This is a genomic window from Janthinobacterium sp. RA13 (assembly GCF_000745325.1).
GTDB lineage: Bacteria > Pseudomonadota > Gammaproteobacteria > Burkholderiales > Burkholderiaceae_D > Janthinobacterium > Janthinobacterium rivuli.
Window position 1 is genome coordinate 185511 of the sequence record NZ_JQNP01000001.1, and the last position, 21508, is coordinate 207018.

General features: G+C 63.1%; 19 protein-coding genes. 15 read left to right on the forward strand and 4 right to left on the reverse strand.

The window, feature by feature from the left end:
• Nucleotides 1–417: a hypothetical protein gene (locus FG13_RS00790; RefSeq protein WP_035817524.1), complete on the reverse strand. Its 417-nt coding sequence runs from the start codon at nucleotides 415–417 to the stop codon at nucleotides 1–3.
• Between the two features lie 162 nt (nucleotides 418–579).
• Between FG13_RS00790 and ubiU the strand changes: the two genes are divergently transcribed.
• From ubiU to ubiT, 3 genes are read left to right on the forward strand one after another with little or no spacing between them, the layout of a single operon-like run.
• Nucleotides 580–1617, forward strand: a complete 1038-nt coding sequence (gene ubiU / locus FG13_RS00795; protein WP_425251885.1) for a ubiquinone anaerobic biosynthesis protein UbiU — start codon at nucleotides 580–582, stop codon at nucleotides 1615–1617.
• A gap of 9 nt (nucleotides 1618–1626) precedes the next feature.
• Complete coding sequence (gene ubiV, locus FG13_RS00800; RefSeq protein ID WP_034783050.1) at nucleotides 1627–2523, forward strand: ubiquinone anaerobic biosynthesis protein UbiV; 897 nt, start codon at nucleotides 1627–1629, stop codon at nucleotides 2521–2523.
• Nucleotides 2524–2543: 20 nt separating this feature from the next.
• Entirely contained in the window at nucleotides 2544–3071 is a 528-nt protein-coding gene (gene ubiT / locus FG13_RS00805; protein WP_051958297.1) for a ubiquinone anaerobic biosynthesis accessory factor UbiT, read from the forward strand.
• Between the two features lie 31 nt (nucleotides 3072–3102).
• On the opposite strand, the gene FG13_RS00810 is transcribed toward ubiT, so the two are convergent.
• The gene (locus tag FG13_RS00810; protein WP_158300164.1) at nucleotides 3103–3351 is read right to left on the reverse strand and encodes a heavy-metal-associated domain-containing protein; all 249 of its coding nucleotides are present in this window, start codon (nucleotides 3349–3351) and stop codon (nucleotides 3103–3105) included.
• A 402-nt stretch (nucleotides 3352–3753) separates the two neighbouring features.
• Between FG13_RS00810 and FG13_RS00815 the strand changes: the two genes are divergently transcribed.
• From FG13_RS00815 to FG13_RS00870, 12 genes are all read left to right on the forward strand, one after another.
• Nucleotides 3754–5106, forward strand: a complete 1353-nt coding sequence (locus tag FG13_RS00815) for a TolC family protein (protein ID WP_235211639.1) — start codon at nucleotides 3754–3756, stop codon at nucleotides 5104–5106.
• 2 nt (nucleotides 5107–5108) lie between these two features.
• Nucleotides 5109–6083 (forward strand): HlyD family secretion protein, encoded by a 975-nt coding sequence (locus tag FG13_RS00820; RefSeq protein WP_035817531.1) that lies wholly within the window; start codon nucleotides 5109–5111, stop codon nucleotides 6081–6083.
• A gap of 6 nt (nucleotides 6084–6089) precedes the next feature.
• Nucleotides 6090–7271, forward strand: a complete 1182-nt coding sequence (locus FG13_RS00825) for an ABC transporter permease (protein WP_035817533.1) — start codon at nucleotides 6090–6092, stop codon at nucleotides 7269–7271.
• Entirely contained in the window at nucleotides 7268–8416 is a 1149-nt protein-coding gene (locus tag FG13_RS00830; protein WP_035817535.1) for an ABC transporter permease, read from the forward strand. The genes FG13_RS00825 and FG13_RS00830 overlap by 4 nt, the downstream gene beginning before the upstream one ends.
• 2 nt (nucleotides 8417–8418) lie before the next feature.
• Nucleotides 8419–8937 carry a hypothetical protein gene (locus FG13_RS00835; RefSeq protein ID WP_035826750.1) on the forward strand — a complete coding sequence of 173 codons (519 nt, stop codon included), beginning with the start codon at nucleotides 8419–8421 and terminating at the stop codon, nucleotides 8935–8937.
• Nucleotides 8938–9218: 281 nt separating this feature from the next.
• Nucleotides 9219–10796, forward strand: a complete 1578-nt coding sequence (locus FG13_RS00840) for an AAA family ATPase (protein ID WP_035817538.1) — start codon at nucleotides 9219–9221, stop codon at nucleotides 10794–10796.
• Nucleotides 10793–11260 carry a hypothetical protein gene (locus FG13_RS00845; RefSeq protein ID WP_035817540.1) on the forward strand — a complete coding sequence of 156 codons (468 nt, stop codon included), beginning with the start codon at nucleotides 10793–10795 and terminating at the stop codon, nucleotides 11258–11260. The genes FG13_RS00840 and FG13_RS00845 overlap by 4 nt, the downstream gene beginning before the upstream one ends.
• A 9-nt stretch (nucleotides 11261–11269) precedes the next feature.
• Nucleotides 11270–12241, forward strand: coding sequence for a hypothetical protein (locus FG13_RS00850; RefSeq protein WP_035817542.1), 972 nt, complete (start codon nucleotides 11270–11272; stop codon nucleotides 12239–12241).
• A complete protein-coding gene (locus tag FG13_RS00855) occupies nucleotides 12238–13995 on the forward strand; it encodes a vWA domain-containing protein (protein WP_035817544.1) in 1758 nt (585 codons plus the stop codon). The genes FG13_RS00850 and FG13_RS00855 overlap by 4 nt, the downstream gene beginning before the upstream one ends.
• Before the next feature lie 83 nt (nucleotides 13996–14078).
• Complete coding sequence (locus FG13_RS00860; protein ID WP_035817546.1) at nucleotides 14079–14672, forward strand: hypothetical protein; 594 nt, start codon at nucleotides 14079–14081, stop codon at nucleotides 14670–14672.
• On the forward strand, nucleotides 14669–16048 hold the full coding sequence (locus FG13_RS00865) for an AMP-binding protein (protein WP_051958303.1): 1380 nt from the start codon (nucleotides 14669–14671) through the stop codon (nucleotides 16046–16048). Before FG13_RS00860 ends, FG13_RS00865 begins: the two co-directional genes overlap by 4 nt.
• Nucleotides 16045–17085, forward strand: coding sequence for an AAA family ATPase (locus FG13_RS00870; protein WP_035817549.1), 1041 nt, complete (start codon nucleotides 16045–16047; stop codon nucleotides 17083–17085). Before FG13_RS00865 ends, FG13_RS00870 begins: the two co-directional genes overlap by 4 nt.
• 78 nt (nucleotides 17086–17163) lie before the next feature.
• Here FG13_RS00870 and FG13_RS00875 read toward each other — a convergent pair whose 3' ends face one another.
• Together FG13_RS00875 and FG13_RS00880 are read right to left on the reverse strand one after the other, a co-directional pair.
• On the reverse strand, nucleotides 17164–18132 hold the full coding sequence (locus FG13_RS00875; RefSeq protein WP_035826753.1) for an IS1595 family transposase: 969 nt from the start codon (nucleotides 18130–18132) through the stop codon (nucleotides 17164–17166).
• A gap of 185 nt (nucleotides 18133–18317) precedes the next feature.
• Complete coding sequence (locus FG13_RS00880) at nucleotides 18318–21014, reverse strand: TonB-dependent receptor (protein ID WP_035817550.1); 2697 nt, start codon at nucleotides 21012–21014, stop codon at nucleotides 18318–18320.
• Nucleotides 21015–21508: the final 494 nt, after the last annotated feature.

The window sequence follows — 21508 nt, forward strand, 5'->3', positions numbered from 1 at the left end:
TCAGCCGGTTTTGTTCCAGCGCGTTTCGCGCAGGATCAGCCAGCTCGCGCAAAAGAATGCGACGCCGCAGGCGGCGATGCTGGCGACGGAGGCGGGCAGCACGTGTGCCCAGATTTCCAGCGGCGAGTAGGTACTCCAGCCGGCCACGCGTGCGTCGAACGTCACGTAATTCGCCAGCAGCCAGTAGACGGCCAGCAGGCCCGTGCAGATGGCGGCCTGGCGCAGCAGCGGCAGTTGGCGGCGCGCGAACACGGCCAGCAGGAACAGCAGCAGCACGCCCGGATACGCGCCCAGCACTTCGGGCGACAGCACGGAGATGGTGTTTGCGTCATAGCCATCGGCCGGGCCGGCCCACTGCACTTGCAGCGCGGTGAGGAACAAGGTAAGCAGGAAAATCAGCAGCGGTTTGCGGGTCATGGCGGTCAATCGACGAGGGTGAAAAGTGGGGCATTTTACAGCCAGGTCAAGCAAGTTGAACGCGCGCCAGCCATGCATGCATTCCTTCACCTGCGTCAAGGACTGGGCGGCATGGGCGGGGCTATAGTCTGCACCCTGAGCCGATACAGGACTGTGAATATCATGATGCTTGATTCAACCACCGCCACCCGCGTGGCCGGACCGCTGGAACTGGTCTGCCCCGCCGGCAGCCTGCCTGCCCTGAAAGCGGCCATCGACAATGGCGCCGACACCGTCTACCTGGGTTTTCGCGACGCCACCAATGCGCGCAATTTCGCCGGCCTCAATTTCGACGAGAAGGCCATCGCCGAGGGCGTGCGCTACGCCCATCAATATGGACGCAAGGTGCTGCTGGCGCTGAATACCTATCCGCAGCCGCACAACTGGGCCGTGTGGCGCAGCGCCATCGACCGCGCCGCGCAGGCCGGCATCGACGCCATGATCGTGGCCGATCCGGGCCTGATGGCGTATGCGGCCCAGCACCACCCGCAGCTGCGTTTGCACCTGTCCGTGCAGGGCTCGGCCACCAACTACGAAGCCATCAATTTCTATCACGAGCACTTCGGCATCGCCCGCGCCGTGCTGCCGCGCGTGCTGTCGATGGCGCAGGTGGAACAGTTGATCAGCAAGACGGAAGTCGAGATCGAGGTCTTCGGCTTCGGCAGCCTGTGCGTGATGGTCGAAGGGCGCTGCGCGCTGTCGTCGTATGCGACGGGCGAGGCGCCGAACACGCACGGCGTGTGCTCGCCGGCGAAATCCGTGCGCTGGCTGGAAACGCCGAACGGCCTGGAATCGCGCCTGAACGGCGTGCTGATCGACCGCTATGCACCGGGCGAAAACGCCAGCTATCCGACCCTGTGCAAGGGACGTTTCGAAGTCAATGACGAAGAGTATTACGCGATCGAGGAGCCGGCCAGTCTGAACACGCTGGCGCTGCTGCCGCAGCTGATCGCCATGGGCGTGCGCGCCGTGAAAATCGAAGGACGCCAGCGCAGCCCCGCCTACGTGGCGCAGGTGACGCGCGTGTGGCGCGAAGCGATCGACGCCTGCCGCGAAGGCAATGCGCGCTACGCCGTCAAGCCGGGCTGGATGGCGGCCATGGACAAGCTGGCCGAGGGCCAGCAGCACACCCTCGGCGCTTACCATAGATCTTGGAAATAAAGGATGAACATGCTGAAGCTTTCTTTGGGCCCCTTGCTGTACTACTGGCCGCGCGCCACCGTCTTCGAGTTTTACCAGCAGATCGCCGGCACGGCCGTCGATATCGTGTATCTGGGCGAAACCGTCTGCTCGCGCCGGCATGAAGTGCGCCTGGCCGACTGGCTCGATATCGCTGACATGCTGGCCGCCGCCGGCAAGGAAGTGGTGCTGTCGACGCAGGCGCTGATCGAGGCGGGTGCGGAACTGGCGACCCTGCGCCGCATCACGGGCAATGGCCGCTACGGCGTCGAGGCAAACGACATGGGCGCCGTGCACTGCATGGAAAAGGGCACATCCTTCGTCGCCGGCCCCCATCTGAACCTGTTCAATGGCCCCAGCCTGCAGTTGCTGGCGCGCCTCGGCGCGCGGCGCTGGGTGATGCCGCTGGAAATGGGGCAGACGGCGCTGGCCGAGATGCAGCGCCAGAAACCGGAAGGGCTGGAGACGGAAGTGTTCGCCTACGGCCGCATGCCGCTGGCGTTTTCCGCGCGCTGCTTCACGGCGCGCAACCGCAACCTGCCGAAGGACGATTGCGGCTACAGCTGTCTGGAAGAGCCGGATGGTCTGCTGCTGCGTACGCGCGACGAAGTGCCGTTCCTCGTGTTGAACGGCACGCAGACGCAGTCGGCGCTCGTCTACAACCTGGTGCGCGAACTCGACGCCATGCGCGACATGGGCGTGGCGGTGGCGCGCATCAGCCCGCAGGCCATGCACACGGAACAGGTGATCGCCATCTTCGACCGCGCCCGCCGCGGCCAGGTCAGCGGCATCGGCGCCCAGGCCCAGCTGGCGGCCTGCCAGCCGGCCGGCGCCTGTGACGGCTACTGGCACGGCCAGCCCGGCATGGAACAGCACGCCGCCCATTGAACGCATTGAAAGGAAGCACCATGCAAGATCAACTGGAAAGATTGCCCGTCCCGGCCAAGCCACCCATGAGCAAGCCCGCCGTGTCGTACCGTCTGCCCGAACCGCTGGCCGAATTGCTGTCCAAGCTGCCGCCGTATCCCGCCTCCTGGCTGTTCGTACAAGGCCTGAACCGCCTGCTGGCGCCGCAATTGCCCGACGACGTGCGGCGCAGCCTGGAAGGGCGCAGCCTGCGTTTGCGGCTGCTGGACGCGGGCATCGCCTTCGATTTCGAGTGGCAGGGCACGGTGTTCGTGGCCGAGCGCTATGTCGATGTACCGGACCTGTGCATCGCCGCCAGCGTGCATGATCTGATGCTGCTGGCGCGGCGCCAGGAAGATCCCGACACCCTGTTCTTCAGCCGCCGCCTGAGCCTGGAAGGGGACACGGAACTGGGTCTGCTGTTCAAGAATACGCTCGACGCCATCGAGTTGCCGCCGTTCGACCTGCAGGCGCTGGGACCGCGCCGCGTGCTGGCGCATCTGCGCGACCGGGGCGCGCGGGAAGGCTGAGCGGGAAGATGGCGGCGCGCAGTGACGGTACTCAATGGCGGCAGTGGCCGCAGGCGCCGCTGCAGGACGGCAGTTGTTCTTCGTTGGAGGCCTCGCCCATGAAGCCGGCGTCATTGACGGCGGCCAGCAGGCGCTCCTGCGTGGCCAGCCGTTCGTCGAATTGCACCGTGGCGCCGTGGCGCGCCAGCGAGACGCACACGGTGGCCACGCCCGTGACGGCTTCGAGCGCGCCCGTCAGCCTGTCGGCGCAGCCTTCGTGATCCATTCCAATAATATTCAAGCGCGCTGTCCGCATGGGTTCCTCTTGTTTTTCAAATAAAAAAACAGCGTAGGCGAGGGGCGCGCATGCCGTCCAGAGCAGCACGCAAGATTTATTTTGTATTTGCGCTTTTATTGATCTACATTAATTCCAGACTCTCCTGTCCAGCCTGAGATTGATGTTTTTTTATGCACATCTTCCTTTTCCACTTAACATGGGCGCCCCGCAAGAGGCGCCCGTTTTCATGTGCCAACTCCAGTAACCAATAGTGCAGGCTGGAATGGACATCCATGGATATAATTGCTATTGTGAAAGTATAAACATGGCAACCCCGTGCTTTCCCCTCATTCATTGACTGGACGCTACATGGGCAGATTGCAAGGACACTTATCATTATTGCTGGCGAGCGCGCTCGGCGCGGCCATGCCCGCCCAAGCGGATCCACTGACATTTAACGAAGCGCTGCAGCAAGCGGCCAAGGCTTCGGGCGCCGTGCAGGGCGCCGCGCTCGACGTGCGGGCAAAAACACTGAAGGCCGAGGCCTTGTCGAATATCGATGGTCCTTCCGTGGACTTGACGGCGTTTCGCGGCCGGTTGTCGACGGATTTGAGTATCGATACGAGCGGCCTGGCCGGCGTGGTGGGCGGCATCGAATCCGCGCTGCCGGCGATTCCCGGCTTGCCCACGCCGCACATTCCCAATTCCCTGAACCGCGAAGTGGTGACGGATTTGACGTCGTTCGGCTTGCTGGGCATGTGGCCCATCTACACGGGCGGGCGCCTGGACGCCGTCAAGGGACTCGCATCGAGCCTGACTCTGGCCGCGCAAGCGGAGCGTACGGAAGCGGAAGAGCAGCTGGCCACCCTGGTGGCGCAGCGCTACTTCCAGTTGCTGCTGGCCAAAAGAGTGGTGGCCGTGCGGGCCGAAGTGACGGCCGGCGTGACGCAGCACCAGCGTGACGCTGCCAGGCTGGAAAAGGGCGGCCTGATTTCGCGCGCGGAACGCCTGCGCGCCGATGTGGCCCTCGACAGCGCCCGCAGCGACGAAGCGCAGGCCCGCAGCGACGAGGAAATCGCCCAGGTGGCGCTTGATCGCTTGCTTGCCGTCAGCACGCAAGTGCTGCCCAGCACGCCGCTGTTCGTCAACAGCTTGCCGGTCGGTACTTTGCAATCGTTCATCAGCACGGGCATGCGCGAAAACGCGAACTGGAAAAAGATCGACAGCAAGCGCGTACAGGCCGAGCAAGCCTTGAAGCTGCACGGCAAGGAATACGCGCCCACCGTCTTTGCCATCGGTAACTACAACTTAAATCGCGGCAATGAAAAGCTCGTGCGCTCGAACTGGGCCATCGGCCTGGTCGTGTCCGTGCCGCTCGTGCACCGCATCAATACGGGCAAGATGATCGCCGCCGCCAAGCTGGACCAGGAGCGGGTGGAAGTGGTGGCGCGCCAGGCCGAGCGCGACATTCCCACCCTGATCGAAAAGAACTGGCGCGCGCTGGAAAACGCCCGCATCCAGTACCTGTCCACGGCGTCGTCGGTGGAGCTGGCGCGCGAAAATATCCGCTTGCAAACGGTGGCTTTCCAGCAAGGACAAGTGACGTCGCTGGAAGTGGTCGACGCGCGCCTGAACCTGGCCAAGGTCGAGACCCAGCGGGCGCAGACTGCCTATAACTATGTGATGGGCCTGGCGCAATTGCTGGAAGCGACGGGCGAGACGCAGCGCCTGGGCAGCCTGGCCGCCGCGGCCGATATCCAATTACCTGTGGACAAATAATAATGAGTACCTCCAAAAAACCCTTGGCCATAGTCGCCGCCGTGATCGTGCTGGCCTTCGTCGGCTGGGGCCTGTACCAGGCGTTCCAGCCGCAGCGCCTGCCTTTGCAGGGGCAGATGGATGCGCAGGAAGTCAATGTCTCGTCGAAAGTGCCGGGCCGGGTAGGCGAGCTGTACGTAAAGCTGGGCCAGACGGTGCCGAAAGGTGAGCTGCTGTTCCAGTTGACGAGTCCGGAAGTGGATGCGAAGATCGCGCAGGCGACGGCCGCCACGCAAGCGGCCGAGGCCGTGGCGCAAAAGGCGCAAGCGGGAGCGCGTCCGGAAGAAGTCGCCGCCGCCAAAGCCAACTGGGAGCGGGCGCAAACGGGCGCCACCATCGCCAAAACCACGTACACCCGCGTCAACAATATGTACGAACAAGGCGTGATCGCCCAGCAGAAACGCGACGAGGCGCAAGCGCAATGGCGCGCCGCCGACCAGCTGGCGCAGGCGGCCCGCGCGCAATATGACATGGCGCAAAAGGGCGCTCGTCCGGAAGACAAGACGGCCGCCGCCGCCCAGGCGCGCCAGGTGGGGGCCGTGCTGACGGAAGCGCAGATCGCTCTGGCCGAAACGAAGATCGCCGCGCCCGTGGCGGGCCAGGTCAGCAAGATCCAGATACAGCCCGGTGAACTGGCGCCGCAGGGCTTTCCCGTGATTACCCTGGTGAACCTCGATGATGCCTGGGCCGTGCTGCAGGTGCGCGAAGATGAAATGGCCGCGTTTGCCATGGGCAGCACGCATACGGCGAATGTGCCGGCGCTGAAACAGCAGCTGAGCTTCAAGGTCAGTTCGGTCGCCGTGCTGCCGGACTTCGCCACGTGGCGCGCGGCCCGTCCGGGTGGCACGGATTTGCGCACGTTTGAAATCCGCTTGCGTCCCGCCATCAAGGTCGAGGGCTTGCGTCCGGGCATGTCGGTCGTGTTTCCACCGCTCTGATACGAGATGAGGGAGATTGACAAAGAGCAGCCGGCGGCGCTGGCACGCGAGTGGCGGCGCTTGCGCGGCGACTTCTGGGACTTTGGCATGCTCAGCTGGATTCCAGTCGTGCTGTGCGGCATGTTGTGGCTGGTGTTTTCGGCCGGCATCGCGCGCGACTTGCCCATCGTCGTCATCGATAACGACAACTCCACCCTGTCGCGCCAGCTCACGCGCTGGCTCGACGCGTCGCCCGGCATCGAGGTGGCGGCGAAAGTGGCGTCCAGCGATGAAGCCTTGCATCGCCTGCGCGAGCGCACGGCGTTTGGCTACCTGCTGATCCCCAACGATTTCGAGCGGAAACTGCTGGGCGGACGCCAAGCCACCGTGCAATGGCTGTACAACGCGCAGTTTTCCTCGCACGCGGGCGCCTTGCTGCGCGACGTGCGCACGGTCAGCACGACCTTGTCGGCCGGCATCGAGATGTCGGCGCGCGCAAAAAAGGGCATGCCGGGTGTGCAGGCTGCCGCCCAGTTCGAACCGATACGCACGACCTTGAACAGTTTATACAACGAAAACACCAGCTATGAAGCGTTCTTGACCCTGGCCCTGATGCCGGCCATGCTGCAGATTTTCATCGTCGTCGCTGTCGTCACTTCCATCGGACGCGAGTTGCGCGACGGCACAGTGTCGCAATGGCTGGCCTCGGCGAAGGGCAGCTGGCTGGGCGCCATCGGCGCCAAGCTGCTGTTTCCCTTGCTTGCTTATTTTGCGCTGGCGCTGCTGTACCTGCTGTTCTTCAGCCTGGCGCGGGGCTGGGCCGTGGCGGGCAGCTTGCCGGCGTTACTACTGAGCATGCTGCTGCTGGTGCTGGCCTATTGCGGCCTGGCCACCTTGCTGATCGCCGCGACATTATCCCTGCGCCTGGCCTTGTCGGGCGCCGCCTTCATCACGGCGCCGGCCTTCGCGTTTGCGGGCCAGGCCTTTCCCTTGATGGCCATGCCGGCGCCAGCCCGCGCCTGGGCGCAAGCCTTGCCGCTCACGCATTATCTGCAGTTGCAAACGAAATATTGGCTGGCTGGCGCGCCATGGCGTTATGGCGTGCAGGAAATGCTGATACTGGCCGGCTTTGCCATCGGCTGCGGCGCCGTGGGTGTGTTCCTGCTGGCGCGCCGCGCAAATGCCCCGGCCAGCTGGGGGCGCACATGATGTGGCAATCCTTCCTCGCCACATGGCGCGCCATGCTGACGGACAAGGGCGCGCTGACCTTGCTGTTTATCGGCGGCATCATCTATTCCTTCTTTTATCCGCTGCCATACTCGACGGAAATCGTCCAGCGCGTGCCCGTGGCCGTCGTCGACCAGGACCGCAGCGCCATGTCGCGCCAGTTGACGCGCTTTGCCATGGCCCATCCCTCGCTGCAAGTGATCGCCGTCACGCCGGACCTGCCCGTCGCGCAGGACCTGCTGTGGCGCGACGAGGTCATGGGTGTGCTGATCCTTCCCGACGGCTTGCAGACGGACGTGCTGGCCGGACGCGCCGCCCACGCGCAGGTGGCGGGCAATGGCTTGTATCTGATGCTCAACAAGGTAGCCTTGAATGGCCTGGCCGAAGTGGTGGGCACCGTGTCGGCCGGTATCGAACTCAAGCGTTTGGGTGCGGGCACGCCATCGGGCATCCAGGCCAATGAGCAGCGCTCGCCCATCGCCTTCGACGCCGTGCCCCTGTTTAACGTCAAGGAAGGCTATGGCGCGTATGTCGTGCCGGGCGTGGCCACCTTGATCGTGCAGCAGACCTTGCTGATCGGCATGACCATGTTGTTCGGCACCTGGTACCAGCGCAAGAGTTTCCCCGTGGCGGGCAAGCGCACGGCGGGTGGATATATGGGCATGCTGCTGGCGTTTGCCTGCGTGGCTTTCCTCAACTGCTGCTATTTCTTCGGCTTTGTCTTCTGGTTCCAGGATTACCCCCGTGGCGGCAACTTTGGCGGCATGCTCTTGTTGCTGGTGCTGTTCTCGCTGGCGGAAGCGGCCTTCGGCATGCTGCTGGGCATGCTGTTCCGCACGCGCGAACGGGGCACGCAGCTGATGATCGCCACCTCGATGCCCGTGCTGTTCCTCGCGGGCCTGACCTGGCCCGTGTCGTCCATGCCCGTCGTGCTGCAATGGCTGCGCTGGCTGCTGCCATCGACGGCCGGCATCCAGGGCTTTGTCGCGCTTAACCAGATGGGCGCCTCGCTGTATGAAATCCGCCATGAAGTGGCGGGCTTGCTGGCCTTGCTGGTAGCGTGCGTGGCGCTGGGCTGGTGGCGCTGGCGCGCCGAGGCGCCAGCATCCGTCATCAAACAAGGATGAACATGACACCAGAGAAAGCGTTGGAGCCCCAGCTGGCCGTGGCGGAAGAAAGATATGCCATGATTTTGGCATCGATCCAGGCTTTTGCGCAGTTCTGTGACGCACATGGCGACGACGACAATGCCGAATACGACAGACTCGCGGATCAATTGCAGACGCTAACGGGAAAAGATATCTCCCGCTTCAATTTGCGCGAGTGGTGGGAAGAGGAGGGCGCGGAAGTGCTGGCGTTCAGGATCGCCTTGCCCGACCCCGTGAAACTTGACGATGTCAGCAGGATGGACATTGCACACATCGTTGCCAGGATAGGCCGCTTTGAGCTGTCCGAAAAAGACGCAAGCGAACCAGGCTTCCAGCAGACATTCAGCGCTTTTCTTGATGACTACTACCACGCCTGGTTGAAGCTGCACTGCAAGAGCTATAACTACAAGAAAATATTCGGTGCGCACAAGGACAAGGACGGAAAGCGCTTGTGGTTGACCGACGACGAGAAGGTTGATGTACTCTGGCCGCAACGCTAGCGACGGTATCCATCATGTGTACACCATGCAAGCTTGGCACACCAGGGCGGTGGCGTGCTGTCGTGGTGGGGCAAGGCAGGCTCATGGTCGCTTGGCTCTTTTTCTGCAATGCTGCCGGCAGCAGCCGGCAAAAACCGTCACGCACGGGATCGGGCAGCTTGTCACTGGCGCGCGCGGCTGGCGAACTGAACAATGCTAGCTGGTACTTTATGTAATAATTTTACTTAGGTGAACCCGGCAAATGGCTGGGTTCGAAATTACTGATTTTCTGAAAATTGTCCATGGCTTTCAACCTCTTCCAGCGCCTGTCCCAAGCCCCCACCAAACCCAAGTCCGCGCCCGTTGCGCGGCAGTTCGACGTGGCCGACCTGTACCAGGGCCCCATCGCGCTGGGAGCGGAAGGCGAGACGCAGGCGCGGCCTTTCGATGAAAAGCTGCGCCAGGCCTATTTCTGGATCGTCAACCACGCCATCATCAGCCCCCATTACGACATCGAGTACAACGATGGCCCGTCGCAGACGTATTCGGTGGGCGACAGCCGCCGCACCCTGAATCTGCCGTCGGCGCAAAGCTATTCCAGCTTCATCCTGCTGCCGCTGCTGACCTTTGCCACGCGCCGCAAATGCCTGTTCGTCGGCGGGCCGGGGCGGGGCAAGACGGCCAGCGCCTTGCTGATGGGCGTGCTGGCCGGATCCACCGTCAAGGAAGTGAAACGGGCCATGCAGCATGGCCACCCGCAGATGACGGTGGCCGATCTGCTTGGCAATCCGCTGCCGGCCGATCTGGTCAACGCGCAAAGCATGGACGATATCCGCATCGCATGGCGCGCCTGGCTGGGCATGCGCGTGAAGATCGTCGATGAATACAACCGCATCCCCACGCGCACGCAAAGCGCGCTGCTCACCGTCATGGGCGACAATTACGCGGAAGTGCTGAATCATATTTACGAATGTCCGGAAGCGGCCTGGTATCTGACGGCCAACGACGACCAGGGTGGCGGCACCTACCAGGTGATCGAAGCGCTGCGCGACCGGGTCGACGTGACGGTGCAGGCGCTGGCCTTCAACCCGCGCTTTCTGAACGAGTTGCTGCTGCGCGTGGAAGAAAACGTGCGCCCCGAAGAGCTGGTGCCGCCCGATATCATCTTCACGGAAGGCGAAGTGGACCAGATCGGCGAAGCGATCCGCCAGGTGGGTATCCCCGACGCCGTGCGCCGGCGCCTGGAATTCTTCGCCAGCCAGTTCGAGCTGTTCGAAACGGCCGGCGGCCAGTTCGAATACATGACCAAGGACACGGCCCGCCTGGCCGGCGCCGACCGGGGGCAGGCGCAGGCGGCCGACAATGGGCGTGATCGTTTGAAAGACCTGGGCTGCCAGACCCTGAACGGCATCTCCGTGCGCACCCTGATGGCGCTGATGATCTACGCCAAGGCCATGGCTTACTTCCGCGGCAATGGCGAGGTGGAGCTGGAAGACTTGCGCCAGGTGCTGCCATTCGTCCTGCATAACAAGCTGCAGCCGGACCCGGACGCGCCATTTTTCGCGCTGCCGGAAAACGCCGCCTACCGCAGCGACAGACTGGGCTGGCTGCGCCGTTTGTTCGATTTGTCGAACGATGAATTCAACCGCCTGGACCTGGACCGCGACGACCCTGTCGGCGTGTTGTCGGCCGAATTCGACCTGGGCCTCGACGGCGTCAGCGAACGCGAAACCCTGGCGCGTTTGAACCGCATCGAAAAGCTGATCGGCGAACGCACGAAAGGGAGAAAATTGTACGGTCCCCTGTACGACGATCTGTTAAAACTCAAGTATCTGCACCAGCGCTATACCAACTACCGCAGCTGGCTGCGTTCGCAATGAGCGTCCTTCGCTGTCAAGGCTTCCTGGAAGCGCTGGCGCTACTCAATAGTGAAGCGAGCGATCTGTGCGCCAGCTACGAGTTGCAGCGCCTGCCCGCTGCGCCCGATTTGACGACGGCGCTGGGCTTGCGCGTGGAAGATTACGCCTTGAACGTCATCGCACCCGCGCGCGACTTGCCGGCGCCGCTGTGGCACATTAGTGCGGCGCCGTGCGGGCGCGCGCACCTGGAACAAGTCTGCCAACGTTGGTTTTTCTCGTCGCAGCACATGCAGGCGGCGCCCCCCGGGCGTTTTCGGGCGCAGCTGGTGGCCGCCTTCCTGGAATCGATCGACGAGGTATCCGGTGATTTTTCCTTGCACGCCGTGACGATGACGCCACCAATGTGGTACGCGATCCACTGGGACGAGATCGCGTTCGAGCGTGATGGCGAACGCTATCTGCTGCACTTTTCGCACAGCGACTGAAAGGCTGCGATGATTTCTCCTGCCTTCGCCTTGATACTTGCCAGCGGCCGCGCCCAGTTCAATGCGCGCGCTGTGGAAGCGCGCCGGCGTTTCCCCTCGCTCGATATGGCCTCCTTTGGCGTCTTCTTGCACGACGGCGTCGATCCGCTGGTGCAGGCCGTGGCCGCCGCCGCGCCCGAGCGCGTGGGCGGCGTGACCCTGGCCGCCTACGACATGGCCCTGGAACTGGTGGGCCATGGCCTGGCCGGACCGGCCGCGAAAAATACCTTCTTGAATACCGTCTGGCGAGAACTGGCGCCGCAGTTTGCACCGCTGCTGGCGACGGCCCCCGTGGATGTATTGGGCATGCTCAGCAACGCGGCCATTCACCTGGGGAGCGTGGCCGGAGCGCGGCCCGCGCAGTGGCAGGCCGGGATGGCTGCCGTGGCGCCGCAAGTCGCCAGCGTCGAGCAGCTGCGCGCCGTGGGCCAGGTGCTGGCCTGGCGCGCCGGCGTTGCGCATTTCCGTCTGGGCGCGCTGGCCGCCGCCGACACCTTGCCGCCCGCGCTGGCGCTGGCCGCGTTTGACGAGCCGGGTGCGCAATGGCCGCAGGTGCATGCGCAGTTGCTGGACTATCCTTGGCGTGGCAATGCCGAGGGCCGGGAGTTCGGCAGCTTCAGCGGCCTCGGTGGCGACTTCGGCACGCCGCCGCAAGTGCGCGCGACGGCCGACGGTTTTGTCGTGCGCAGCGCCGAGCGCCACTACCTGCTGGTGGCCGACGCCTATGGCGCCGTGCTGCACAGCGCCACGGCGCAGGAGTATGAACAGGCCAATACCGGCATGCCATCATCCGTGCGTCTCGATGGCGCGACCGTGCATATCGGCGCGCGCAGCATCGCGCTCGACCTGCCGGCCGGCGATATCGCGCTTGCCGCCAATGCGCACACCTTGGCCATCACGTCGCCATGGACGCACGCGATCCGCCTGTTGCCGCTCGCATGAAGACGACCGCCGACACCGCCCTGATCGACGCCTGGCGCGCCGCTTGGCCCGAGGCCCTTGCCGTGTGGAGCAAGTTTACGCGCCTGCGCGACCCGAGCCTGTGCGCCAGCCGCGTCGAGGCCAGCAAGCAGGGTTTGTCCGGCAGCTTTGCCATGATCCGCTTGCTGGACCAGAGCGTGGTGGTGGACTTGCCGCTGGTGACGGAGCTGGGTCTGGACGACTATGCGCTGGAAGTGCTCGCCCATGAAATCGGCCACCACATCCTCGCGCCGGGCAGCGCCAGCGACCAGTTTCGCCTGCTGGCGCGCATGCGCCGCGCCTTGCCCACCCTGGAACAGCACGCGCCCATGGTGGCCAATCTGTACACGGACCTGTTCATCAACGACCGCCTGCAGCGCCAGGCGAACCTGCGCATGGCCGACATATACCGAAAGCTGGAACAGGGACGCTCTGTGGAAGCCAAGTCCAGCGGTGGCGTATGGACCCTGTACATGCGCATCTATGAAAACCTGTGGCAGCTGGAAAAGGGTGAATTGGGAGGCGGCCAGGCCGATGAACGCCTCGACACGGACGCCTGGCTCGGTGCGCGCCTGATCCGCGTCTACGCGAACGACTGGATGCTGGCGGCGGGCCGCTTCGCCACCTTGCTGCTGCCTTACCTGGTCGAGGATACCGACGCTCTGAGCCCCAGCCGCTACCTGCTCGACACGCGCGATGCGGCCCGTGGCTGCCAGACGTATGGCGCGCAGCAGATCGAGGATGACGAGGCGGACGGCGCCATCCATCCCGTGCACGACAAGCGCATCTCGGGCCTAGACGGGGACGAAGCGCCTGCAGAGCCGGCGACCAGGCAGGGCGGCGGCCAGCTGCGCGAACCGTTCGAGCTGGGCGACATTCTAAAGGCGTCGGGCGTGGACCTGAGCGACCATGAAATCGCCATCCGCTATTACCGCGAGCGGGCCTTGCCGCACCTGGTCGCATTCCCCAGCCGTCCTGCACCCGAGTCGCAGGAGCCGCAGATGGAAGGGCTGGAGCCGTGGGAAATCGGCGACCCTCTGGAAGAAATCGACTGGCTGCAATCCGTGATGCAGTCGCCGCGCCCCGTGCCTGGTGTGACCACCGTGCGCCGCGTGTATGGCCGCGAACCGGCGCGCGCCATCGACGCCGTGCCCGTCGACCTGGACATGTACGTGGACAGTTCCGGCTCCATGCCGAACCCGCAGGCGCACACCTCGTTTTTGACACTGGCTGGCGCCGTCATCGCGCTATCGGCCTTGCGGGCTGGCGCGAAAGTGCAGGTGACCCTGTGGAGCGGCAAGAACGAAGTGATGCAAACGCCGGGTTTCGTGCGCGATGAAGACATGATCCTGGGCGTACTGACGGAATTTTTCGGCGGCGGCACCTGTTTCCCCATCCACCGCCTGCGCCAGACCTATGCGGCAAAGCGCGAGCGGCCCGCGCACATTTTGATGATTTCCGACGATGGCATCACCACCATGTTCGACAAGGATGAACTGGGCAACAGCGGCTGGGATATTTCCGCCAAGGCGCTGGCGCAGGGGGGCGCGGGCGGCACCATGGCCCTGAACCTGGAGCGCGACTGGGAGGGCGCTGCCAGCCACACATGGCTGCAGAAAACCTACGATGATTTGAAGCGCGCGCGCCGCGAGCAGGGCTGGGATATCCACGCCGTCGAGCGCTACGAGGACTTGCTGGACTTTGCGCGTGCGTTCAGCCGGCGCCACTATGTTTAAATCCGGGGTCAGACCCGCCGGGTCTGACCCCAGCCTTTGCTTTTGGGGCTAAATTTGCGCATCACTGTATTAAGAAAAGGCCCATGAATATCTCTGGTCCCCACCTCGAAACCCTGACCCACCGCCTTGCCGACACGCCCGTCGAATTCCTGGCCGAGCCCCGCATCGCCGGCGTCGCCAATGCGCAGGCCGTGGCCGTGGCGGCGCTCGTCAACGACATTTTGCTGCTGCATGGCGCCCGCGCGCCGGCCGCGTCCCTGCAGAGTTTTATCGGCGCGCAGGTGAAGGCGGACCGCAACCGGCTGGCGCTGGCCATGATCGTGTGCTGGCTGCTGGCCGACCAGTGGTTCATCGGGCAGCGGCTGCCGCAGCACGATTTGTTGCAGTTGCTGGGCGAGGCGGCGCGCGAACTGGCCGCTGCCACGCCGGCCCACCAGTTCACGCAAGACCCCGAACGGCGCGAGGAACTGGCGCGCATCGTGCTGGCGCGCCTGGGCTTTCGGCCCCGCGACGAAAGCGTGGCGCAGGCCACGGACCGCTTGTCGGCCATCAGCGGCACGGAGCGCCGCCGCCTGCTCGAAGCGAGCCGGCTGGCCGAGCAGCGTGCGCGCGAAATCCGCGAAGCGCTGGCGAAAAAGGCGGCCGAGGAATCGGCCGACAAGTGGTCGCGCGAATGACGCTCGCTGGCAAACCTGACGTCAATCTGCCGGGCGGTGCCTGGGAATCGGACCACGAGTACTGTCCCACCCTGACGCCGGCGGGCGCGCGCATGCTGGAAAAACTGCGCAGCCATCCCGCGGCGCCCGTCTACCGCAACCGCAGCGGCAACAAGCTGCTGGCCGGGGAAGTGGAAGCGCTGCGCGCCTACGAGCAGGAAGTCATGCACGCGGTAGTCGCTTGGGGCGCCGATGCGCCGCCGCCCTGGCTGTCCGGTTTTCTCAGGACGGCCTACGCCACGGTGCCGCATTACCGCGCCTGCGGCTCACCGCCAGCGCGCTTGCAGGACGTGGCGCCCATCAGCCGCGCCGAACTGGCGCACGACATCGCCGCCTTCGTGCCTGACGATGCGGACCTGGCGCGCATGATCAATTTCCAGACGACGGGCACCACGGGCCACCCGCTGCTGATCGCCTCGCACCCGCTGGTGGCGGGCCGTTACCTGGCCTTCCACAAGCGCGCGCTGCGCCGTTTCGGCGTGACCCTGCGCCATGGCGCGGGCCAGGTGGGCGTGATGCTGCTGGGGCACCAGCGCCGCTGCTTCACTTATGTTTCCGTCACGCCGACGATGAACGAATCGGGCCTGGCGAAGATCAATCTGCACGTGGACGACTGGCGCGACCCGGACGATCGCGCGCGCTATCTGGACGCCATGGCGCCGGAGCTGATCGCGGGCGACCCTATCTCGTTTGCCGAACTCCTGACCCTGTCCATGACGCACAAGCCGGCCGCGCTGATGTCCGTCTCGATGATGCTGTTGCCGGGCATGCGCGCGCGCCTGGAAGCGCGTTTTGGCTGCCCCGTGCTCGACATCTATTCGCTCAATGAAGTGGGGCCCGTCGCCGTCTACGATGAACGGGCGGGCGGCCACGTGCTGCTGCAGCACCGGTTGTACGTGGAAATTCTCGATGCTGCGGGCCAGCCCGTGCCCGAGGGTGCGCGCGGCGAAATCACGGTGACGGGCGGTTTTAACTTTTGCCTGCCCCTGGTGCGCTACCGCACGGGCGACTACGCTTCGCTGGCGCATGGTCCGCATGGTCCCGTGCTGGTGGGACTGGCGGGACGCAGCCCCTTGCGCTATCGCACGGTCAAGGGCGAGTGGATCAACAATATCGACATCACGCACGCCCTGAAACCGCTGGCCATCGCCCTGTTCGGCGTGCACCAGCATGGCGATGGCGCCATCGCGCTGCGCCTGGCGCCGGGCGCCATGCCGCAGGCCGACCAGGCGCGCGCCTTGCTCGCGCCTTTTTTCGGCGCCATCACGGTCGAGACTTTGCTGGCGGAAGACAAGATCATTCAATACACCTCGGATTTGCAGGAAGCAGTGGCATGAACCTATATAAACGCGGCCTCGTGGTCGGCAAATTTTGCCCGCTGCACCAGGGCCACGAACTGTTGATCAACCGTGCGCAAGACGCCAGCGAAGAACTGCTGGTGGTCAGCTACACCAAGCCTGAATTTCCCGGCTGCGAGTCGGCGCGCCGTGAACGCTGGCTGCGCGCGCAGTTCCCGCAGGCGCAGATCGTGGTGCTGGACGATGCGCGCCTGGCCGCCCTGTGCGCGGCGCGCGGCGTGCCATCGCGCGCGCTGCCGCACAACGACGACGATGGCGAACTGCATCGCCACTTCATGGGCTGGCTGTGCTGGATGGTGCTGGAACTACCCGTCGACGCCGTCTTCACCAGCGAAGACTATGGCCCTGGCTTTGCACAGGTGCTGCAGCAGCATTATGCGCGGGGCACGGTGGCGCACGTGAGCGTGGATCAGGCGAGAACCGTGGTGCCCGTGTCGGGCACCGTGGCGCGGCAAGACCCGCATGCGCACGGCGCCTTCCTGTCGCCCATCGTGCGCGCCGATTTTGTCGCGCGCGTGTGCGTGCTCGGCGGCGAATCGAGCGGCAAGACGACCCTGGCGGCCGCGCTGGCGGCGCATTTCGAGACGGCCTGGGTGGCTGAATATGGGCGCGAACTGTGGGAAAGCCAGGATGGTATTTTGGTTTATGACGATCTGCTCAAGATCGGCCGGGAGCAGCTGCGCCGCGAAGCGCAGGCGCTGTTGGCGGCGCGGCGCTGGCTGTTTTGCGACACCTCGCCCATGACCACGTATTTCTACTGCGTCGAGATGTTCGGCAAGGCCGAGCAGGAACTGGCGCGGCTGGCCGAACACGGCTACGACCTGGTGCTGCTGTGCGCCCCCGACTTCCCGTTCATCCAGGATGGCACGCGCCGCGACGAGGATTTCCGCGCGCGCCAGCATGCGTGGTACCAAGCCGAACTGGCGCGGCGGGGGATCGCTTTTGTCGATGTGTCAGGTTCGGTAGATGACAGGGTCGGGCAGGTGGCGCAGTTGCTCGTGCGCGGGGTGGATTAGGTTCGAACGGGCGTAATCCGACAACGTTGCTGGCGTGCGCGGTGATGTCGGGTGTCGCTGCGCCACGGCAAAAAAAGGCTATGTCACCGTCAAGTGTGGGAATGCACCCAACGTTGCTTTCAATAACGTTTCCGATGAACGGATGCGCCTGGCGTCGAGTATCCAGCGCCAGCCCAGGTAGTTCGGCAGGTAGCGCGTCGCCACGCCGTGAAAGGGCCGTAGCCATTCGCGCAAGCGGCTGTGATAGGCATTGACGTTCTGCACGTGGGCGGCCCCTCGCACACGGATGCCAGCGCGCAAGTTGACTGCTTGGTGGCTGATGCCTGCTTCCCTCGCAAAAGCCAGATAGGCGGCATAACCGTCGGTCACCAGCAGCACGTCCTTGTCGATGACGGGTAGCAGCGAATGATGCAGCTGTGCCTTCGTCAACGCCCCTTTGCCCGTGACGAAATCGAGGGTCTGGCCCGTACGGTCGCGCGCCACCAGGATGCAAACCTGTTCATTGGAAATGCCGCGCTGATGGGCATGGCCGCCACGGCGGCGCGCCGGACGCGTCATCTGCCTGGATCCCTTTTCTGATTCCAGCACGTAGAGTTCATCGGCCTCGGCAATGCCATGCAGACAATGCGGCCGATCCGTCTTTGCTACGCTGAGAAAACGGTGTCGCCAGCGAAACGTGGTGTTGCGGTGCAGTCCCAACTGCTGAGCGGCCTGGCGTACTGACCTGGAATCAAGCAGGCAATCCGCATAGTCGAGCCACAGCGATTTATGGCGCAAGTGCGCCAGCGGCGTACCCGTCAAGGCATTGAATGTGCGTCCACAGGATACACGGCGGTAGCGCTGCAGGCCGTGCGCATGGCCATGCCGGTGCAGGTGACACGATTGGCAGGCGGGACAGCCCAGGCGTGCTTGCGTAGCGTTTTCAAGCAGCGTGACGGTCACATCGTGTGGCCCATTACCACACAGTAAGGCTATTCCTGCCTGCCGCTGGCGTCGGTTCAACTGCGCAAACTGCGCGATAAAGTGTATCCATTCGGCTGGCTGCATGATCGGCTCCTGCATGGTGGGTATGCAGAGTCAGACAGCACAGCCAAGGAAAGATTCAGGCAGATCCCCTATTTATCGATGACAGAGCCAAAAAAAATGCCGTCCAGTCTAGACTGAACGGCATTCGCCCGCAGGCGAGGATTGTCAGCGATGGCAGTCCGGGGACTGCCATGTGCAATCAGCGATTATTTAAACTTGTAGCGTGCGTTCAAGTAAATATAACGGCCGACGATATCGTTCATCGCATTGACGTAGGTATCGACATACGCACTGTTCGCGTACACGGTACCTTTATCGAACATATTGTTGACGCCGAAACTCACATCCAGGTCTTTGACGGGCTTGAAGTTGACATTCATGTCCCATGCCGTGAACGCGCCAATACGCTTGTTGGTAATGGCGGCGTCCTGCAGTTTCGTCGGATCGTCAATATTTTTCGTGCTGGAGCGGGTACGGGCGGTCAGGGCCACTTCCTTGTCGTTGCGCTCGAAGCCGATACGCAGCGTGTTCGACCATTTTGGATGGTTAATGCCGTCCAGGCGATCGGTCGGCTCGCTGCCCGGCGCGATGCTTTGCTCGTACTTCAAATTGTAGCTATTGGACTCGCGCAGTTTCACGGTGCCGTATTCACCCACTTTGAATGAGTACTTCACATCCAGATCCAGGCCTGCGACATTTGTCTTGCCAACGTTTTGGAAAGGCAGTGTCATGTCCTTGATACGGCCCTTGTTCAAACCGGGATTTGCCGCTTCCAGCGCGGGATTGCGCGGATCGCGGCCGATCAGTGCGGCGAAGCCTGGGATCGTATCTTCATGATCGAGCACGTATTGCGCATCCAGGGTCTGGATCGTGTCCTTTTGACGCACGCTATACCAATCCAGCGATGCCGACAGGTCCTTGATCGGCTGCAGGACGATACCCAGGGAGAAGTTCTTCGCTTTTTCCGCCTTCAGATCAGGATTGCCGGACAGGTAAACCTTGGGGCTGTAGGAGCATTGCACGCCCGTGTAACCCAAGGGCCCGCAACGCGCCCAGTCGGCCACGGTGGAGTAGGCCGTGGTGGTCGAGGCGATCTCCGGCAAGGTCGGCGCCTTGAACGAGGTCGTGGCCGAACCGCGCAACATCACTTGCTGGTTCGGACGCCATGCGAGCGCCACTTTCGGGTTGTAGGAATTGCCGAAATCGCTGTAATGGTCGCCGCGCAGCGCCAATTGCATTTCCACTTGCTTGGCGATCGGTACGTTCAACTCGCCGTAGATGGAATACACCGTGCGGCTGGCCTTGCTGCTGGTTGCGCCAAAGTTGACGATGTTGCCCGCTGTCATCTGTGGATCGGCGACGTCGTTGATCGACTCGTGGCTGCCCTGCAGGCCCCAGGCGAAGCCAACGGGTTCGCCGGCCAGCGAGAACAATTCAGGCGTGCTCATCTTCCATTCGGCACTGCTCAGCTTGGAGGTAGAGCGGTGCGAAGTTGTTGTCAAGAAAGGCAAGTAGGCGCTTTCCGGATTATTCAGGACAAAGGGATCGTAGCCACCCGCTTTGCCCAGCAAGCCAGCTTGCAAGGCCGCCGTCGACTTGTCCAGCAGCGATTGCTTGTCTGCGTCGTCGCTCAGCTTGTTCTGGTTCAGGCTGATTGCACCTTCGCTATCCCATTTGCCCAGCGTACCGCGCCAGCCGCCGACCACGCGTGCGGTTTTGCTCGTTACCTTCGAGGTCCGGTTGCCTGCCTCGTAGACGCTGCGGAAAACCTGTACCAGATCGCCAGGCATGAAGCCGTTCACGCTGCCATCGCTGCCGTCCGGCAGCGTCGCCAGACCGGGGTTGGTCGAGCCGGCCGTCCTGTAGTTGGCGCTGCTAAAGTTGGGGGGGTTTCCGATAAAGGTAGACGAGTTCTGGGTGTAGGCGGCTTCCAGGAACAACTCGTCGCTGCTGTTGAGGCGCTGCGTGAAAATGGTGGAAATACCGGCGCGTTCCTGCCTCGGCGTCAGGTTCGAAGCCGGATTGGTGAAGCAGACATTGTCGCCGGTGCTGGAGACGCCCACCGTGCCCTGGCAACCAGGGATCACATAGCCCTTGTCGCCACTGCTCTGGTTGCGGATCCAGCCCATGTACTCGTTGGTCTTGCGGTTGTCGGAGCCGCCGAACTTGCGGAAATCGTGCGCCGCCAGGTTCGAATGCTTGTTCGAAACGAGCGGATTGCGGCGATACAAGTCCAGCGTCAACAGCAAGTTGCGCCCATCTTGCTCCAGATCGCCCCAGCCTGACGTCAGGCTGACGTTGCCGGTCTGGCCGTCGCCCTTCTGGTTGGCGCCGATGTTGGCGGTACCTTCTACGCCCTGGTAGTTGGTGCGGGTCTTGAAGTTGATTACGCCAGCGACGGCGTCGGAGCCATAAATGGCCGAAGCGCCATCACGCAGGATTTCCACCGACTCGATGGCCGACAAAGGCAGGCTGTTCAAGTCAACGAAGGAATTCTCCGCGCCGATCGCGAAGCCGTAGTTGGCCAGGCGGCGGCCATTCAACAAAATCAGCGTGTACTTGGAGTCCAGACCACGCAAGGCGGCCGAGGAGGCGCCGGAGGCGAAGGTGGAACTACTGTTGCCGTCGAGTGCGACGGAAATCGACGGCAGTTTGCTTAACAATTCGATCACGGTGGAGGCGCCGGACTTGGCGATGTCGGCACGCTTGACGACCTCGATTGGCGTAGGGCCTTCCATATCGACGCGCGAAATATTGGAACCGGTGACGACGACGCGCTGGATTTTATCGTTGGCGACGTCGGTTTGCTGCGCTTGCGCCTGACTGGCGATGAAAATGCTTCCGGCCATGACGCTCAGTGCGATTTTCACCGCATGAACGCTCTTTTTTTCTTGAAAAATCATATTCTCCGAGCCCTAGTAAATAGTTGATTGCTTTTAATAAACAACAAAATTCAAGTCTGCGGTATCAGTTAACGACACGCTGCTGAAATTATTGTTGCTTCGTTTTTGCCAACAGGCTCATGGATTGACTGTCGATGGTCTTCTCCATAAGGCGAAGTTAACTATACAACTACGGGCTGAATACGGTTTGTGTAATGTTGCCAATAAACAACGGAAAAATATGTATTTGAGCAATATTTATCTGTATTAATGGATTCCTCGTTTGACTTTCCCGGGCACCAGGCGCACCGGCGCATCCCAGGGATGAAAAATCAGGGCGGCGCCTTTCTCTTGACGCGTACTTTTGCCACGAACGTGGCGCAGCTGGATATTGCCTGAAAGGAAAGATTCTATCGCTGAACGTACTGTCCTCGGCCAAGCCGAAGGCAGGCATCGGCTCGTGCAGGCACCGGTCTCCAGAGAGTGCTGCGCCCGTCCCGGCGGGGGCGGCATGC

Coding starts and splice junctions, on each gene's coding strand:
- FG13_RS00790 (WP_035817524.1), bottom strand. CDS start 417: ATGACCCGCAAACCGCTGCTGATTTTCCTGCTTACCTTGTTCCTCACC.
- ubiU (WP_425251885.1), top strand. CDS start 580: ATGATGCTTGATTCAACCACCGCCACCCGCGTGGCCGGACCGCTGGAA.
- ubiV (WP_034783050.1), top strand. CDS start 1,627: ATGCTGAAGCTTTCTTTGGGCCCCTTGCTGTACTACTGGCCGCGCGCC.
- ubiT (WP_051958297.1), top strand. CDS start 2,544: ATGCAAGATCAACTGGAAAGATTGCCCGTCCCGGCCAAGCCACCCATG.
- FG13_RS00815 (WP_235211639.1), top strand. CDS start 3,754: ATGCCCGCCCAAGCGGATCCACTGACATTTAACGAAGCGCTGCAGCAA.
- FG13_RS00820 (WP_035817531.1), top strand. CDS start 5,109: ATGAGTACCTCCAAAAAACCCTTGGCCATAGTCGCCGCCGTGATCGTG.
- FG13_RS00825 (WP_035817533.1), top strand. CDS start 6,090: ATGAGGGAGATTGACAAAGAGCAGCCGGCGGCGCTGGCACGCGAGTGG.
- FG13_RS00830 (WP_035817535.1), top strand. CDS start 7,268: ATGATGTGGCAATCCTTCCTCGCCACATGGCGCGCCATGCTGACGGAC.
- FG13_RS00835 (WP_035826750.1), top strand. CDS start 8,419: ATGACACCAGAGAAAGCGTTGGAGCCCCAGCTGGCCGTGGCGGAAGAA.
- FG13_RS00840 (WP_035817538.1), top strand. CDS start 9,219: ATGGCTTTCAACCTCTTCCAGCGCCTGTCCCAAGCCCCCACCAAACCC.
- FG13_RS00845 (WP_035817540.1), top strand. CDS start 10,793: ATGAGCGTCCTTCGCTGTCAAGGCTTCCTGGAAGCGCTGGCGCTACTC.
- FG13_RS00850 (WP_035817542.1), top strand. CDS start 11,270: ATGATTTCTCCTGCCTTCGCCTTGATACTTGCCAGCGGCCGCGCCCAG.
- FG13_RS00855 (WP_035817544.1), top strand. CDS start 12,238: ATGAAGACGACCGCCGACACCGCCCTGATCGACGCCTGGCGCGCCGCT.
- FG13_RS00860 (WP_035817546.1), top strand. CDS start 14,079: ATGAATATCTCTGGTCCCCACCTCGAAACCCTGACCCACCGCCTTGCC.
- FG13_RS00865 (WP_051958303.1), top strand. CDS start 14,669: ATGACGCTCGCTGGCAAACCTGACGTCAATCTGCCGGGCGGTGCCTGG.
- FG13_RS00870 (WP_035817549.1), top strand. CDS start 16,045: ATGAACCTATATAAACGCGGCCTCGTGGTCGGCAAATTTTGCCCGCTG.
- FG13_RS00875 (WP_035826753.1), bottom strand. CDS start 18,132: ATGCAGCCAGCCGAATGGATACACTTTATCGCGCAGTTTGCGCAGTTG.
- FG13_RS00880 (WP_035817550.1), bottom strand. CDS start 21,014: ATGATTTTTCAAGAAAAAAAGAGCGTTCATGCGGTGAAAATCGCACTG.